The organism is Kitasatospora sp. NPDC096147, assembly GCF_044763225.1.
Lineage (GTDB): Bacteria > Actinomycetota > Actinomycetes > Streptomycetales > Streptomycetaceae > Kitasatospora.
In genome coordinates, this window is sequence record NZ_JBIWFX010000005.1 from 143,621 (window position 1) to 158,943 (window position 15,323).

General features: G+C 74.3%; 14 protein-coding genes. 9 read left to right on the forward strand and 5 right to left on the reverse strand.

Going from position 1 to position 15,323, the window contains the following annotated elements; genetic code table 11:
• Positions 1–69 precede the first annotated feature (69 nt).
• Positions 70–519, reverse strand: coding sequence for a MarR family winged helix-turn-helix transcriptional regulator (locus ACIRBX_RS18275; RefSeq protein WP_402297839.1), 450 nt, complete (start codon positions 517–519; stop codon positions 70–72).
• Positions 520–665: 146 nt separating this feature from the next.
• Here ACIRBX_RS18275 and ACIRBX_RS18280 point away from each other — a divergent pair, with 146 nt between their 5' ends.
• From ACIRBX_RS18280 to ACIRBX_RS18305, 6 genes are all read left to right on the forward strand, one after another.
• On the forward strand, positions 666–2,114 hold the full coding sequence (locus tag ACIRBX_RS18280; RefSeq protein WP_402297841.1) for an MFS transporter: 1,449 nt from the start codon (positions 666–668) through the stop codon (positions 2,112–2,114).
• A gap of 37 nt (positions 2,115–2,151) precedes the next feature.
• Entirely contained in the window at positions 2,152–3,135 is a 984-nt protein-coding gene (locus ACIRBX_RS18285; RefSeq protein WP_402298419.1) for an NAD(P)-dependent oxidoreductase, read from the forward strand.
• 190 nt (positions 3,136–3,325) lie between these two features.
• The gene (locus ACIRBX_RS18290) at positions 3,326–3,739 is read left to right on the forward strand and encodes a VOC family protein (protein ID WP_402297842.1); all 414 of its coding nucleotides are present in this window, start codon (positions 3,326–3,328) and stop codon (positions 3,737–3,739) included.
• Between the two features lie 88 nt (positions 3,740–3,827).
• Positions 3,828–4,706: an oxygenase MpaB family protein gene (locus tag ACIRBX_RS18295; protein WP_402297844.1), complete on the forward strand. Its 879-nt coding sequence runs from the start codon at positions 3,828–3,830 to the stop codon at positions 4,704–4,706.
• A gap of 369 nt (positions 4,707–5,075) precedes the next feature.
• Positions 5,076–6,086: an isopenicillin N synthase family dioxygenase gene (locus ACIRBX_RS18300; protein ID WP_402297846.1), complete on the forward strand. Its 1,011-nt coding sequence runs from the start codon at positions 5,076–5,078 to the stop codon at positions 6,084–6,086.
• Positions 6,087–6,186: 100 nt separating this feature from the next.
• Positions 6,187–7,671, forward strand: a complete 1,485-nt coding sequence (locus ACIRBX_RS18305) for a hypothetical protein (protein WP_402297847.1) — start codon at positions 6,187–6,189, stop codon at positions 7,669–7,671.
• A gap of 49 nt (positions 7,672–7,720) precedes the next feature.
• Here the strand turns inward: ACIRBX_RS18305 and ACIRBX_RS18310 are convergent, their stop codons facing one another.
• From ACIRBX_RS18310 to ACIRBX_RS18320, 3 genes are all read right to left on the reverse strand, one after another.
• On the reverse strand, positions 7,721–8,719 hold the full coding sequence (locus tag ACIRBX_RS18310; protein ID WP_402297848.1) for a septum formation family protein: 999 nt from the start codon (positions 8,717–8,719) through the stop codon (positions 7,721–7,723).
• Positions 8,720–8,803: 84 nt separating this feature from the next.
• A complete protein-coding gene (locus tag ACIRBX_RS18315; protein WP_402297850.1) occupies positions 8,804–11,209 on the reverse strand; it encodes an FtsX-like permease family protein in 2,406 nt (801 codons plus the stop codon).
• Positions 11,206–11,907, reverse strand: a complete 702-nt coding sequence (locus ACIRBX_RS18320; RefSeq protein WP_402297852.1) for an ABC transporter ATP-binding protein — start codon at positions 11,905–11,907, stop codon at positions 11,206–11,208. Before ACIRBX_RS18320 ends, ACIRBX_RS18315 begins: the two co-directional genes overlap by 4 nt.
• A 275-nt stretch (positions 11,908–12,182) precedes the next feature.
• Between ACIRBX_RS18320 and ACIRBX_RS18325 the strand changes: the two genes are divergently transcribed.
• The 3 genes from ACIRBX_RS18325 (at position 12,183) to ACIRBX_RS18335 (ending at position 15,101) form a co-directional block, all read left to right on the forward strand.
• The gene (locus ACIRBX_RS18325; RefSeq protein ID WP_402297854.1) at positions 12,183–13,637 is read left to right on the forward strand and encodes a sensor histidine kinase; all 1,455 of its coding nucleotides are present in this window, start codon (positions 12,183–12,185) and stop codon (positions 13,635–13,637) included.
• Complete coding sequence (locus ACIRBX_RS18330; protein ID WP_402297856.1) at positions 13,634–14,311, forward strand: response regulator; 678 nt, start codon at positions 13,634–13,636, stop codon at positions 14,309–14,311. The genes ACIRBX_RS18325 and ACIRBX_RS18330 overlap by 4 nt, the downstream gene beginning before the upstream one ends.
• A gap of 70 nt (positions 14,312–14,381) precedes the next feature.
• Positions 14,382–15,101: a MerR family transcriptional regulator gene (locus tag ACIRBX_RS18335; RefSeq protein ID WP_402297857.1), complete on the forward strand. Its 720-nt coding sequence runs from the start codon at positions 14,382–14,384 to the stop codon at positions 15,099–15,101.
• A 17-nt stretch (positions 15,102–15,118) separates the two neighbouring features.
• Here ACIRBX_RS18335 and ACIRBX_RS18340 read toward each other — a convergent pair whose 3' ends face one another.
• The gene (locus ACIRBX_RS18340) at positions 15,119–15,253 is read right to left on the reverse strand and encodes a hypothetical protein (RefSeq protein ID WP_402297858.1); all 135 of its coding nucleotides are present in this window, start codon (positions 15,251–15,253) and stop codon (positions 15,119–15,121) included.
• Positions 15,254–15,323: the final 70 nt, after the last annotated feature.

Genomic DNA, 15,323 nt, shown 5'->3' on the forward strand with positions numbered 1-15,323 from the left:
ACCACGGAGGGCCGGACACCCGTACGGGGGGTGTCCGGCCCTCCGGCACGTCACGACGCCGACGGCCCGTCAGGGCCGGGGCCAGGGCCGACCGGAGATCCGCTCGATCGAGCCGTTGAAGCGCTGCAGGTACCCGGCGAAGGCGGCCACGTCCTCCTCGCTCCAGTCGGCCAGCACCGTCTCCAGCCCGCCGACGATCTCGGCCCGCTCGTGCTCCAGCGCCCGCCCGCCCTCAGCGGTGACCCGGAACTTGCGGGCGATGCCGCCGCCCTCGTCCGGGATCCGCTCGAGCAGACCGGCCTTGGTCATCGCGGCGGTCTGCCGGTTCAGCGTGGAGGCGTCCAGCCCGAACGCCTCGCTCAGCTGACCGATCGTCATCGGCCCCTCCACCCCGAGGCGGCTGAGCAGGATGTAGGCACTGCGGTCCAGCCCGCCCTCCCGCCGGCCGCGCGGGCTCAGGTGGCTGTGCCGGCCGAGCAGCATGGTCTCGAACTCGACCTGCTGGGTGGGCCTCTCCATCACACGTGTCCTTCCCTGCGGCGGCACCTCTCCCACCAGCAGGTATACCACGACACTGTGCACCATACATGCGTTGTGCATGATGCACATCAGATGTACGGTGCACGGGTACCGACGCCTGCCTGCCGCACCCGCGAGGAGCCCCCGTGCCCGACAACCCGCCCGAACACCACCCCCGCGCCGGAGCCGTCACGGGCGTCCTCGCGCTGGCCGGCATCGTCGCCGCGATCATGCAGACGCTGGTCGTGCCGCTGATCGGCGACCTGCCCGCGCTGCTCTCCACCTCCGCCTCGAACGCCTCCTGGGTGATCACCGCCACCCTGCTCTCGGCCGCCGTGGCCACCCCGGTGGCCGGCCGGCTCGGCGACATGTACGGCAAGCGCCGGATGCTGCTGGTCTCGACCGTGCCGCTGATCGCCGGTTCGGTGGTCTGCGCGCTCTCCTCCTCGGTGCTGCCGATGATCGTCGGGCGCGGCCTGCAGGGCGTCGGCATGGGCATCGTGCCGCTCGGCATCAGCCTGCTGCGCGATCTGCTGCCGGCCGAGCGGCTCGGCTCGGCGATCGCCGTGATGAGCGCCTCGATGGGCGTCGGCGGTGCGCTCGGCCTGCCGTTCTCGGCCGCCGTGGCGGAGCACGCCAGCTGGCGGGTGCTGTTCTGGGTGGCCGCCGGGCTCAGCCTGCTGGTCGCCGTACTGGTGGCCCGGGTCGTCCCCGTCGGACGGTCCGTCGGCTCCGCGCCCGCCGGCCGCTTCGACCTGCCCGGCGCGCTCGGCCTCGGCGCCGCCCTGGTCTCGCTCCTGCTCGCCGTCTCCAAGGGCTCGGACTGGGGCTGGGGCAGCGCCACCACGCTCGGCCTGCTCGGTGCCGCGCTCGCCCTGCTGCTGCTCTGGGGCGTCTGGGAGCTGCGCACCACCGACCCGCTGGTCGACCTGCGGGTCACCGCCCGGCCGCAGGTGCTGCTCACCAACGCGGCCTCGGTGCTGGTCGGCTTCGCGATGTACGCCCAGTCCCTGGTGGTCCCGCAACTCCTCCAGCTGCCCGAGGCCACCGGCTACGGCCTCGGCCAGTCGATGATGGCGATGGGCCTGTGGATGGCCCCGGCCGGGCTCGCCATGATGGTGCTCGCCCCGCTCGGCGCCAAGCTCTCCGCCGCCAAGGGCCCCAAGGTCACGCTGGCCGTCGGCAGCCTGGTGATCGCGCTCGGCTACGGCTCCGCGCAGCTGCTGCTCGGCTCCACCTGGGGCCTGCTGCTGGCCTCGCTGGTCTGCAACACCGGCGTCGGCCTGGCCTACGGGGCGATGCCCGCCCTGATCATGGGCGCGGTGCCGCCGCAGGAGACCGCCTCGGCGAACAGCTTCAACACCCTGATGCGCTCGATCGGCAGCTCCGTCTCGGCCGCCGTGATGGGCGTGGTGCTGGCCCAGCTGACCATCGACTTCCACGGCCGCGCGCTCCCCTCCGAGCACGGCTTCCGGATCGCCCTGCTGATCGGCTCCGCCGTCGCGCTGGCCGCCGCCGCGGTGGCCGCCGCCATCCCGGCCGCCCGACCCGCGCCGGTCACGGCCCCGGCCGCCCCGGCGAAGGCCCGGGTCTGACCTGGACCCGCACGCCCCGGCCCGGCCGGGCCGGGGCCTGTGCGCCACCCCGACCGATCATGACGACCCGTCAGACGTATGCTCACCACCGGGGAACCATGACCGAGAGGGGAACGTCATGTCGGACCGGCTCACCGTCGGTGTGCTCGGCACCGGGATCATGGGTGCGGCGATGGCCCGCAACCTGGCCCGGGCCGGACACACCGTCACCGCCTGGAACCGCACCCGGGCCAAGGCCGAACCGCTGGCCGCCGACGGCGTCCGGATCGCGGAGACCGCCGCCGAGGCCGTCGAGGGCGCTGACCTGGTGCTGACCATGCTGCACGACGGCCCGGCCGTGCTGGCCGCGATCGGCCAGGCTGCGCCCGGCCTGCGTCCCGGGGCACTCTGGCTGCAGTCCACCACCGTCGGCCTGGAGGACGTCGCCGCACTGGCCGGACTCGCCGACGCGCACGGCCTGGTGCTCTTCGACGCGCCCGTGCTCGGCACCCGCGCCCCCGCCGAGGCCGGCCAGCTCACCGTGCTCGCGGCGGGCCCCACCGCCCACCGCGCCGCCCTGGCCCCCGCCCTGGACGCGGTCGGCGCCCGCACGGTGTGGACCGGCGAGGACGCGGCGGCCGGCACCGCCACCCGGCTCAAGCTGGTGGCCAACAGCTGGGTGCTGGCCGCCACCAACGCGGCCGGCGAGGCGCTCGCGCTCTCGCACGGCCTGGGCCTGGACCCGCAGTCCTTCCTGGACCTGATCGCCGGCGGCCCGCTGGACATGGGCTACCTGCACGCCAAGTCCGCGCTGATCCTCGGCGACGGCCTCAGCCCGGCCAGCTTCGCCGTCTCCACCGCCGCCAAGGACGCCCGCCTGATCGTCGAGGCCGGCGCCCGGCACGGCGTCCGGCTGGACGTGGCCGCCGCCTCGGCCGAGCGCTTCGAGCGGGCCGCCGCCCAGGGCCACGGCGAGCAGGACATGGCCGCCGCCTACTACGCGAGCTTCGCCCCCGACGCGGAACCGGACCACACCGCCTGACGGGCCGCACCACCCGTCGGACCACCACCCGTCGGACCACCTCCTGACGGAACGCCTGCTGACGGAAGCGCTCCTGACGGACCGTCGTGCGGGGGTCGGACGCGCCGAGCCGACATCCGCCCCCCGCACGACACCCCGTCCTACGCTCTCCTCGACCGGTGCTCCACCCGCCGCCCCGAGGAGACGTCAGATGACCCAACCGCCCCCGCCCCAGGTCTGGCCGAGCCTGCGCGCCACCGACGCACCCGCCCTGATCCGCTTCCTGGTGGACGCCTTCGGCTTCGAGGCGACGGCCGTCTACGCCGAGGGCGACACCGTGCACCACGCCCAGCTCTCCTGGCCGGCCGGCGGCGGCATCATGCTCGGCTCGGTCCGGGGCGGCGAGGACGACCCCTGGCCGCTGCGCCCCGGCAGCTTCGGGGCCTACGTGGTGGTCACCGGCGACCCGGACGCCCTGTTCGCCCGGGCGGTGGAGGCCGGTGCCGAGGTGGTCACCGCACCGCACGACGTCGACTACGGCAAGGACGGCTCCCGGGACTTCACCCTCCGCGACCCCGAGGGCAACCTCTGGTCCTTCGGCACCTACCCCGGCGAGCCCCGCTGATCGGGCGTCAGATCGCCGTGTTGACCGGCTGGTTGCCGCCGCCCTAGGGTCGCGGCAGCCAGCCGTCCGCACCGGAAGGACCCCCCGAATGAACCGCTACGAGTGGCTGCGGCGGATCCGCCGGCTCGACCCGGAGACCCAGTACCTGGAGATCTACCGGATCATGGGCCAGTACGAGTTCCCCTGGGACACCAACCAGGCGCTCGGGTTCGCCCTCTACCGCACGTACGCGGTCCCCTCCATCGGCCGCCTGCTGGCCGAGACCCGGGAGTTCACCGAGCGGGCGCAGAAGCGCTACGACGACACCGTGCTGATCCTGGAGGCGGTGGTCGAGCACGGCTTCGACTCCGCGCCGGGCCGCGAGGCGATCCGGCGGATGAACCAGATGCACCGCCGCTACGCGATCTCCGACGAGGACTTCCGCTACGTGCTGGCCACCTTCGTGGTGGTGCCCAAGCGCTGGATGGACGACTACGGCTGGCGCCGGTTCTCCCCGCACGAGATCCGCGCCTCGGTCAACTACTACCGCGAGCTCGGTCGGCACATGGGCCTGCGCGAGATCCCGGAGACCTACCGGGAGTTCGAGACCCTGCTGGACGACTACGAGCGCGCGCACTTCGGCTACGACCCGGGCGGCCGGGCCGTCTCGGACGCGACCCTGGACCTCACCGAGAGCTGGTACCCGCGCCCGCTCGGCGGGCAGATGCGGCTCTCCGCCCTCTGCCTGCTGGACGACCCGCTGCGGGAGGCGTTCGGCTACCCCGCCCCGCCGGCCGCCCTGCGCGCAGCCGTCCGGACCGGCATACGACTGCGCGGTCGCTTCGTCCAGCTGCTGCCCGCCCGCCGCAAGCCGCACTTCGCCCGGGACGGCCGCCAGGTCCGGGGTTACCCGAACGGCTACCGGCTGGGCGAGCTGGGCACCTTCGAGCCCGATGCCCCCGCCGCGAAGTGCCCGTTCCCGCACTGAGCCCCTTCACCCCTCCGTGCCCCTTCACCCCCCATGCCCCGTCGTCCCTCCGTGCGCAGGGCCCGGACGGTACCGGGCCCGGACAGCGCAGTCCCCGGTACTTCCGTCCGTCCGCCGGTTCCGTGGCCGTCGCTCGCGGAGCCGCGCCCGGAGGAGTTGCCGGGGGCCTGACCGGGGGGCTTGGACCTGATCGCGCGGCGTGGCTGACGTCTCGGCCTGCGGGGGCGACCCGTCCGGTGTTCCCGGGGTGTACGTCCAGTCTCCTCCGGATTCCGGACGGGTCAACCCCCTGAGCGGAACAAACCGGCACTAGCCTGGTGCTGTGTCCGTTCATCGGATCATCAGCGGCACTCACCACGGACGGCGGCCATGACAGCGCACCTCACCAGCCTCCCGGTCATCGACCTTTCCCTCGCCGACGGCTCCGCGGCCGACCGCGCCCGACTGCACGACGCCCTCCGCTCCGCCGCCACCGAGGTCGGCTTCTTCCAGCTCACCGGCCACGGCGTGACGCCCGAGGAGACCACCCGGCTGACGGACGCGATGCACGACTTCTTCGCCCTCCCGGAGGCCGACCGCCTGGCCGTCAGCAACCTCAACTCCCCGCACTACCGCGGCTACACCCGCACCGGCACCGAGCGGACCGGCGGCAGCCAGGACTGGCGCGACCAGCTCGACATCGGCGCCGAGCTGGCCCCGCACGTACCCGGGCCGGGCGAGCAGCCCTACTGGTGGCTGGAGGGCCCGAACCAGTGGCCGACCGCCCTCCCCGCACTACGCCCCGCCGCGCTCAACTGGATCGACCGCCTCGGCGCCGTCGCCGCGAAGCTGCTGCACGAGCTGCTCACCTCGATCGGCGCCCGGCCCGACTTCTACGACTACGCCTTCGCCGGCCACCCCCACCTGCGGCTCAAGCTGGTCCGCTACCCGGGCACCGCCCCCGACGGCGCCGGCCAGGGCGTCGGCGCCCACAAGGACTACGGCTTCATCACCCTGCTGCTCCAGGACACCGTCGGCGGCCTGGAGGTGCTGCTCCCCGACGGCACCTTCCTCGCCGTCCCCCCGCTCCCCGGTGCCTTCGTGGTCAACCTCGGCGAGCTGCTCGAAGTGGCCACCGACGGCTACCTCAAGGCCACCCGCCACCGCGTGGTCAGCCCGACCGGAGCCCGCGAGCGCTTCTCCGTCCCGTTCTTCTACAACCCCCGCCTGGACGCCCACATCGAGCCCCTCGACTTCCCGCAGGCCCACCACGCCCCCGGCGCCACCCAGGACCCGGCCAACCCGCTGTTCGCCGAGTTCGGCCGCAACGAACTGAAGGGCTACGCCCGGGCCCACCCCGAGGTGACGAAGCGCCACCACCCGGAGCTGCTGGCGGCATAGAAAATCGATTGCCACCCAAACATTGACAATGTATCGTCACCTCCCTAACCAGGGGGGGCTTGTGTCAACTTCGGACGTTTCTTACAGCCAATGGTTCCGCGTGGAACTAGGCGTCACCGGAAGCCTTTCCGGAATCGGCGAACTCCGCAAACTGTTCGAAGTGAACAGATGGACCGTCACTCCCTTTACGGGGCCGGCTGCCCGCCCGTCGGACGAGACCTGGATCTGCGAGGTGGGAATTCCCGGTGCGCGCCTCGGCGCACTCGTGGAAGCACAGATCAAGCTGCACCGTATCTGCCGGAACGCACCTGTGCAGGTGGACATCCGCGTCATCGAGAGGATCCCGACCGACCCTCCGCAACGCCAGCGCGGCATCGTCCACGCGGCGCCGCACGGCCCGCTCGGAGGAGGTGCCCTCGGCCGTCTCCTGACGACGATCGGCTACTTCGACGTCGGCCGGGAAGTGTTCACCGAGCCCGGTCCTGATCCACTGGCTGAGGCGGCCTCCCTGGCCGGCAGACAGCTGGACCCACGCGTCACACCGCCGCCCCACACAAACGTGCGGGGCATCTCCGCACAGTCCCACGACACCAGCGGACGACAGACCCTGATCCCGCGTCACCTGCAGCTGCCGTTCCTTCTCGCAGCCGCGATGCTTCTGTTCGTCCTGGGGATCACCCTCGGCTCGTTGGACTCGTCGGTCATCACGTGGCTGACCGTGGCTGGGCCGACAGTGCTCCTGCTCGGCCTGCCCGCCGGTGCGGTCATCGCCGAGGGAAACGCCCGTTCAACCAACGTCGACTACCGGCGCGGCCTCTTCGTGGCCTGGCCGGTCTCCTGCCTTCCACTGTTCGCGGGCGCCGCCCTCGGATGGTCCGCGCCGTCCCGCCAAGCGCTTCCCGTCACCTTGGTGCTGGGCGCTGTCCTGATGACGGTGAACGGCTTCCGGTTGCTCTTCCGTGGCCTGGGTTGGCGTGCCACCTTGGCTTGGCTGGTCCCCACGCTCTTCCCGCTGCTCATCCTCCTGCTCCCCCTCCCCGGCCTGATTCTCCAGGTCATGTACCTGGACAGATTCGACCTGAGCCGGGAGGACGTCTTCGTTCCCACCATCTGGCTCGGCGCAGCCGGGGTCAAGGCGTGGATCTTCGCGGCAGTACCGTCCGTCGTGGCTTCGCTGGTCGGCTACGCCCGCCACCTGCACGCCTTCTCGACATTTGGCGGCGCGATCATCGGCCTCGGGATCGTGTCCGTCGCCCTCATGGTCACCATCACCTCTCTCTGGACTCAGGTCGCAATTCCCGCCTACCGGGCGGCAGACCGGGCGGCGGTCGCCGCACACAAGGGCGAGCAACCCGATCCGTATTTCGGAATCGCCCCGAAACTGAGCTGCCCGCGTCCGTTGAGCACTGATCCGGCTCCGCTCCAGGGCACGGCGATCGATCTCACCCGGCCGTACCTCTACTTCCCTTCGAGCGGTGACTGGGTCCGTCTCTGGCAGCCCGAATCCGAAACCCTCACAACCATCCGCAAGGAGGACTTCCAGCTCGTCCCTGCCAACGGTCCGCTGTGCCGCGCTGACGATTGACACAGACCGGGCAGCGGGGTGCCACCACCCGGAGCTGCCGACGGTCCGATCAGGCGGCGCGGGTCTCCGGCTGGGCCACCGGCAGACCGAGGGCGGAGCGGAAGCGGAGGTCGGCCGCGCCCCGCAGTCGGGGGCGCAGCCGCTCCAGCTCGGTGGTCAGCCGGGCGGTGTCGGGGGCCGCCGCCACCTGGTCTGCCTGGGCGGCGGCGGCCTCCAATTCCTGCTTCAGGGAAGACAGTTCACGCTTCGGCCGGTCGCTCCACTTCACGCCGTCCAGCAGACTCGACTCCACCCGTAGCGCCTTGGCCAGGTCTCGGGCGAACTCCCGGTAACCGTCCGGGAGTTGTTCGGGCTGCTGGGTCGGCCACTGGGAGATCACCTGGTTGACCCCGAGCTCGGCCGCCAGATAGTCGTACTGCTCCGGCGGGTACTGGCTGATCCGCTTGGCGATCGGCCCGGTCCGGGGCTCGGCCTCGGTGTAGTAGCAGTCGACCTGGCGCGCACCGAGCGCCCAACTGGCCGCGGTCGGCATCACCCAGCCGATCCGGACACCCGTCGGCACGGCCATCCGGTCGCCCAGGTATCCGTACTGCTGGCGCCGGCAGCCGGCCAGCGCCAGCGTGTGCGCCACCTGCTCGCCCGGATAGGCGTCCCCGCCGAGCGAGAAGCCGGCGAAGACCTCCCCCTGGTGCGGCTCGGCACAGGGCACCTCCTCGGCCGACAGCAGCTCGCCGTCCGCGCTGCGGAAGCACTGCCCGGGCTCCCACGGCCGCCCGGCCCGCTCTGCCTGCTGGAGCCGGTCGCCCGCCTCGCGGACGGCAGCCGGCCCCTTGGTCGCCAACAGCACAGCCGTGACGGTGAGCACGCCGACCGCAGCCACCACGCCGATCACGGCTCCCGTGCCGAACCGCCGCCGGGGCCGGGCCGACGCCCCGGGCTGCCCGTACGGCCCCGGGGCCGCCGGGTACGAGGGCGCCGCGAACGGATCGGGCGCGGCCGACGGACCGTCACCGGGCGTGCCCGGGCGGGCGGGTGCTGGCGTCTCCACTGCTGTGCTCCCCCTGGTGCGTGCCGCCATCGTCCGGGCGGCTGCGCGAGCGTACCCGACCGGACGGACGACCGGGCGGCCGGGTCACTCCGCGCGCAGCGCCGCGGCCGTGGCGGCGCGGGCCGCCCGGACGGCCGGGAGCAGCGCGCCGAGCAGGGCGATCAGCAGACCGGCCGGAGCGAGCAGGGCGAGCTGGGCCGGGTGGTAGACGTCGAGGACCGCGTGCGGGAGGCCGGTGCCGGCGGCCCGGCCCATGGCGGGGAGGACCAGGGCGTGCAGGGCGGTACCGGCCGGGACACCGAGGGCCGCGCCGAGCAGGCCGATCAGGCCGACCGAGGAGAGCACCAGGGCGACGGTCTGCCGGGGGCTCATGCCGAGGGCCTTGGCGATGCCGAGCTCGCGGGTCCGCTCGTGGGTGTCGAGCAGCACCGCGTCCAGCACCCCCAGCCCGGCCACCCCGACCACCAGCAGGGTGAGCAGCACGGCCATCCCGGTCAGCACCACCGACAGCCCCTCCTGGCCGTCCGGCGCCTCCACGATCGCGTCGCCGCCCAACGGCCGGAGCACGGACGCGAGTTGCCCGGCGTAGTCGGTGGCGGAGACGCCGTCCGCCAGGGTGACCAGGTAGCTGCCGGCCCGGGCGGTGGGGAAGTCGGCGAGCGAGGCGTGCAGGTGCATCCCGTCGTCCGCCGTCTCGAAGCCCTCGCCGACGATCCGGAGCTCCCGGGCCCGGCCCTGGTGGGTGACCCGGACGGTGTCGCCGAGCCGGTGCCCGGTGCGGGTCAGGAAGCCACTCGGGGCCACCACCTGGCCGGGGCCGTCCAGCCAGTGACCCTCGATCAACTCCAGCGCGCCGCGCCGGGAGTCGCCCTCGTAGAGCACCGCCCGGGAGGCACCCGCGACGCCCGCCACGGTGACCTCCGCCCAACTCCGGCCGTAGTACCCCGCAGTGCCCGGCTGCGCCTCGATGGCGGCCCGCACCGCAGCCGGATCGGCCCCCGGGGAGTCGGTCCGCTGACCCGGGGCCGGCGTACCGGGCCCTCCGGAGCCGCCCTCGGCTCCGGTGAAGACCGTCACCTGGGCCTGCCCGCCCGGGTCCTGGGCCGCCGTCACCACACCGATCGAGTCCGTCAGGCCGACCGCGAAGACGGTGGTGAGGGTGCCGAAGGCGACCGCGAGCAGCATCGCCAGGGCCCGGACGGGGTGTGCGAAGGGCAGCGCCAGGCCGTAGCCGACGGCCCTGGGCAGCGGCAGCCGGGCGGTCAGCCGGTGTGCCCGGCCGCCCCGGCCACCGCGCGGGGTGCGGCCGACGGCGAGCGCCTCGACGGCGGGCAGCCGGCCGGCCCGCAGGGCCGGGAGCAGCGCGGCGAGCGAGACCACCAGCAGGACTGCGGCCGGCACCAGCAGGTCGACCCACCAGGCGACGGCGAGCGAGACGGTGCCGTAGACCGCCTCGGTGTCGGAGAGCAGCGGGAGGGCCAGCAGATTGCCCAGCGGCACGCCGAGCAGGACGCCCGCGCCGGCCGGCACCAGGGCCTGGGCCAGGTACGCCCGGACCACCTCGCCGGGGGTGAAGCCGAGCGCCTTGAGGATGCCGATCCGGTGGAGGCCGGTGGCGACCGCTCCGCTGACCGCCCCGGCCACCGTGATGACGGACATCACCAGGCCGAGCAGGCCGAAGGCCACCAGGAACGGGACGGTGGGCGCGGCCCCCTGCTCGGCGGCCCGCTTGGTGTCGAGCCAGGAGACCGCGCCGAGCACCGCGCCCTCGGGCAGTGCCGAGGTGAAGGAGCGCCGGGCGGAGGCGAGTTGCTCCGCGCTGCCGGCGGCCGGGAGCCGGTGGAGCAGCTGGACCGTGGCGGGCTGCTCCGGGGTGGCCAGCGCGTCGAGCTGACCGGGCGTCAGCCAGGCGTCGGCGCTGCGCCCGGCCGAGAACGCCAGGCCGACCACGGTGAGGGAGGTCCCACTGCTCCCCCCGGAGGCCTGGTCGGCGGTGCGCAGGACACCGCCGAGCCGGAAGCCGGGGCCCGCGAAGGTGCGGGAGAGCACCACCTCGCCCGGCGCGGTGGCCCAGCGGCCGGCGCTGAGTTCGAGCCGGTCCACGGGGCCGTCCGCACCTCCCGGCTCCCCGGGGCCCGGACGGCCGACGACGGTGAGGGCCGGGAGTCGGCGGCCTTCCTGATCGGTGAGGCCGAGCACCAGCGAGTGGTACGGGCCGCCGGTCTCGGTCGCTCCCATCGCCCTTGCAGCGGCCGCGAGTTGGTCGGCCGAGGCGCGGGCCGGGTCCACCTGGACGGTGAGGTGCGCCCCGTGGCCGCGCGCGAAGGCATGGTCGAAGGGTGCGTCCACCGCGACCAGCAGGGCTCCGGCCACCACGGCGGAGGCGACCGAGAGCAGGGTGGCCAGCGCCACCACCAGGCTCTGCACCCGGCGCCGGGCCACCCCCGCCCGGACCACCGGCCAGAGCACGCGTGTGGTGCGGCGGCTCATCGGACCGCCTCCGACCGCGTGCCCTGGGTGTCCTGCGCGAGCCGGCCGTCGATCAGCACCACGGTGCGGCTCGCGCAGGCCCGGGCCAGCTCCAGGTCGTGGGTGACCAGCACCAGCGTCTGACCGTCGCGGTGCAGCTCGGTGAGCAGCTCCCGCACCTGCTCCCCGGCCGCCCGGTCCAGCGCACCGGTCGGCTCGTCGGCCAGCAGCAGGGCCGGACGGTTCACCAAGGCCCTTGCCACCGCGACGCGTTGACGTTCGCCGCCGGAGAGCTGCCCGGGGTGCGCACGGGCGTGCCGGGCGATGCCGAGCCGCTCCATCAGCTCCTCGGCCCGGGCGGTCGCCGCCCGCCGACCGGTGCCGCCGAGCTGGGCGGGGAGGCGGATGTTGTCGGCCACCGTGAGGTCGTCCAGCAGGTTGAAGAACTGGAAGACCATGCCGATCCGCTCCCGGCGGAAGCGGGCCAGCGCGTGCTCGCCGAGCCCGTCCAGCCGGGTGCCGGCGACGGTGACGCCGCCCTCGCTCGGGCGGTCCAGCCCGGCCACCAGGTTGAGCAGGGTGGACTTGCCGCTGCCCGAGGGCCCGGTCACCGCCAGCGCCTCGCCCTCGGCGACGGTGAGGTCCAGCGGGCCGAGCGCCGGTGCTCCGGCAGCGGCGTAGCGCCGTGCCGCACCGGTCAGTTCGATCACATGGGTCATGGGTGCGTCCGTTTCTCTGCGACCCCGGCCCGACGGCGCGGGGGGCTGCTCCGGTCGGAACGGGACGAAGGTACGGAGGCCCGCGCTGACGGCGCGTCAGCCCCGGTGAGGGTCTGCGGCCCTCCGTGCGGAGGAGTCGGCCCGGAGTCCTCCCTGCGGAGTACGCCGGGCGGAGGGCGGTGCTCGTCGGCGGGGAGGAGGCGGGCGGGACCGGCCCGACGGCACAATGGCGCAGCAGCACGAGGAGAGACAGGGGCCGGGACAGGGTCGGGGACGTGACCTTGGCCGGGCCGGGCCGGGCCGGGCCGGGCCGGGCCGGGGATGTGGACGAGGAGCGGAGCGGGGACGTGAACGGGGCGACGACGACGGGGCGTTGGCGGCAGGTGTGGCGGATGCTGCGCCCGGAGGAGGGCCCGGTCGCCGTGCCCTCGGCCCGGTCGCGCCGGCTCGATCTGGCCCTGGCCCTGGTGCTCACCGCGATCGCCCTGGTGGCGGCCACCCACTTCCCGGTCGACGGCCCGATCCGGATCGGGCCGCACGACGCCTTCGGTGTGCCCGGCCCACCGGAGCTGCCGCCCGGCTGGGAGCCCGAGCAGCCCACGCCCGCCACCCGCTGGCTGCTGCCCGTGCTCTCCGCGCTGCCGCTGGCGGAGCGCCGCCGGTGGCCGTTGAGCGTCTTCGCCCTGGTGCTGCTGGCGGTGCTGCTGCTGGGCAGTCAGACGTCCTGGGTGAACGTGCTCTGCTGCGTGCTGGCCGCCTACGGCGCCGTCCGGCACAGCCGCCACCGGGTGCCGGCGGTGGCGGTGCTGCTCGCCGGGGCGGTGGTGTCGGGGGTGGTGCTGCGGGAGGCGGAGCCGGTGCTGCCGGGGTGGTCGAGCCCGGCAGTGGTGCTGCTGGCGGCCGGGGTGGCGGCCTCGCTGGTGCGGTACTGGCAGCGGCGGCTGGCGGCCGGGCGGCTGCGCGAGGCCGAGCTGCGGCGGGCCCAGCAGGAGGCCACCCGGCGGGCGGTGGCCGAGGAGCGGGCCCGGATCGCGGCCGAACTGCACGACGTGGTGGCGCACCATGTCAGCGTGATGGTCATCCAGGCGGGCGCGGCCCGTACCGTGCTGGGCCGGGCTCCCGAGCAGGCTCGTGAGGCGCTGCTCGCGGTGGAGTCCGGCGGGCGCTCGGCGCTGGCCGAACTCCGCCATGTGATGGGCCTGTTGGCCGCCCCCGAGCACGAACGGGCGGAGGGCCTGGAGCCGCAGCCCGGGCTGGCCCAGCTCGGGGCGCTGACCGAGCGGGTGGCGGCGGCCGGGCTGCCGGTGCGGATCACCGTGGACCTGCCCGCCGAACCGCTGCCACCGGGACTGGAGCTGACGGTCTACCGGGTGGTGCAGGAGGGCCTCACCAACGCCCTCCGGCACGCGCCCGGCTCCCGGGCCCGGGTGTCGGTGTCGACCACCGGGGCCGACCGACCCGAGCAGGCCGACCGGGCCGACCGGGCCGACCGGGCTCAGCAGACCGATCGGGCCGACGGCGGGTGGCTGGCGGTCGAGGTCACCGACACCGGCCGGCCCGGCGGTACGGCCGCCCCGGCGGGCCCGGCCGCCACCGAGGGCAGCGGCCGCGGGCTGATCGGCCTGCGCGAGCGGATCGCCCTCTACGACGGGGAGTTGGCGGCCTCCCCGACCCCGGACGGCGGCTTCCGGGTCACGGCTCGGCTCCCGCTCCCCCGGACCACCCGGTGAACCCGGCCGACGCCCCGCTGCGGGTGGTGCTGGCGGACGACCAGGCGCTGGTGCGCACCGGCTTCCGGATGATCCTGGCCGCCGACGGGATCGAGGTGGTGGCCGAGGCGGCCGACGGGGCGGAGGCGGTATCGGCGGTCCGCCGGACCCGGCCGGACGTCGTGCTGATGGACATCCGGATGCCGGGGACGGACGGCATCGAGGCCACCCGCCGGATCGCCGAGCAGCCGAGCGGCCCCAAGGTGGTCATCCTCACCACCTACGACCTCGACCACTACGTCTACGCCGCCCTCACCGCCGGGGCCAGCGGCTTCCTCCTCAAGGACGTCACCCCCGAGCACCTGGTGGCCGCCGTCCGGCTGGTGCGGTCCGGAGACGCCCTGCTCGCCCCCGCGATCACCCGCCGCCTGGTCGAACGCTTCGCCCGCCCCGAGCGCCCGGCCCCCGTGCCGCCGCGCTCACTGGACGGGCTGACGCCCCGTGAGCTGGAGGTGCTCCGCCTGCTGGCCACCGGCCTGAGCAACGCCGAACTGGCCGACCTGCTGGTGCTCAGCCCCACCACCGTGAAGACCCACGTCGGCCGGATCCTCACCAAGCTCGGGCTGCGGGACCGGGTCCAGGCGGTGGTGCTGGCCTACGAGAGCGGCCTCGTCGCCCCACGCGGCGACGCCTGAGCCGGGCCCGGATGGGACACTACTGCTGTCACAGCGGTAGTGCCGCGTCCCGATCCGAGCAGGAGGTCCCATGGCAGCGCCGGCGCCCTCGCAGATGACCGTCGACGAGCTGGCGGCCCGGGCCGGGGTGACGGTGCGGACGCTGCGCTTCTACAGCGCCAAGGGCCTGCTGCCACCGCCGGAGCTGGGACCCCGGCGGGTGGGGTGGTACGGGGCCGAGCACCTGGGGCGGCTGGAGCTGATCGAGGAGCTCCAGCGGCAGGGGCTGACACTGGCCGCGATCGAACGCTACCTGGCCCAACTCCCGGCGGACATCGGCTCCCTGGACCTGGCCTTCCACCGGGGCCTGGTCGCCTCCTGGACCCCGGAGGCGGCCGAGGAGGCGACCCGGGAGCAGCTCGGCCGCCGGGTCGGGCGGGAGCTGTCCGAGGAGGACGTCGACCGGCTGGCCGCGATGGGGGCACTGCACCGCACCGAGGACCCGGAGCGCTTCAAGATCGAGCCCGGACTGCTGCCGCTCGGGGTCCGGGTGCTGGACGTCCCGATCCCGCTGGAGACCCTGCTGGCCGCCCGCGCCGTGGTCCGCCTGCACAGCCAGGCCACCGCGCACGATCTGCACCGGCTGTTCCGCGACACGGTCTGGCGCCCATACCGGGAGAGCGAGCCGACCGAGGAGGAGCTGGAGCGGATGAAGGGCCTGACCGAGCGGATCCAGCCCATGGTGGTGCAGGCCCTGGTGACCGCCTTCCAGCGCTCGCTGGCCGAGGAGCTGACCCGCAGCGACCCCTGACGGCCCGGCAGGCGGGTTCAGCGGGGGCGGGCCACGTAGTAGGGACCGGTCCTGCTCCCGTTCCGCCAACCCTCCTCCGTCGGCACCAGCACGCCGAGGCCCCCGGGGCCCAGCTCCTGGGTCTGCTGCTCCCGGCAGCGCGCGGCGAGCATCCTGACCGACCATCAGTCCGGCGGCACCGCAGAGGCCATCACCCCCGAGCCCGGGCTCCGGCCCCAACCG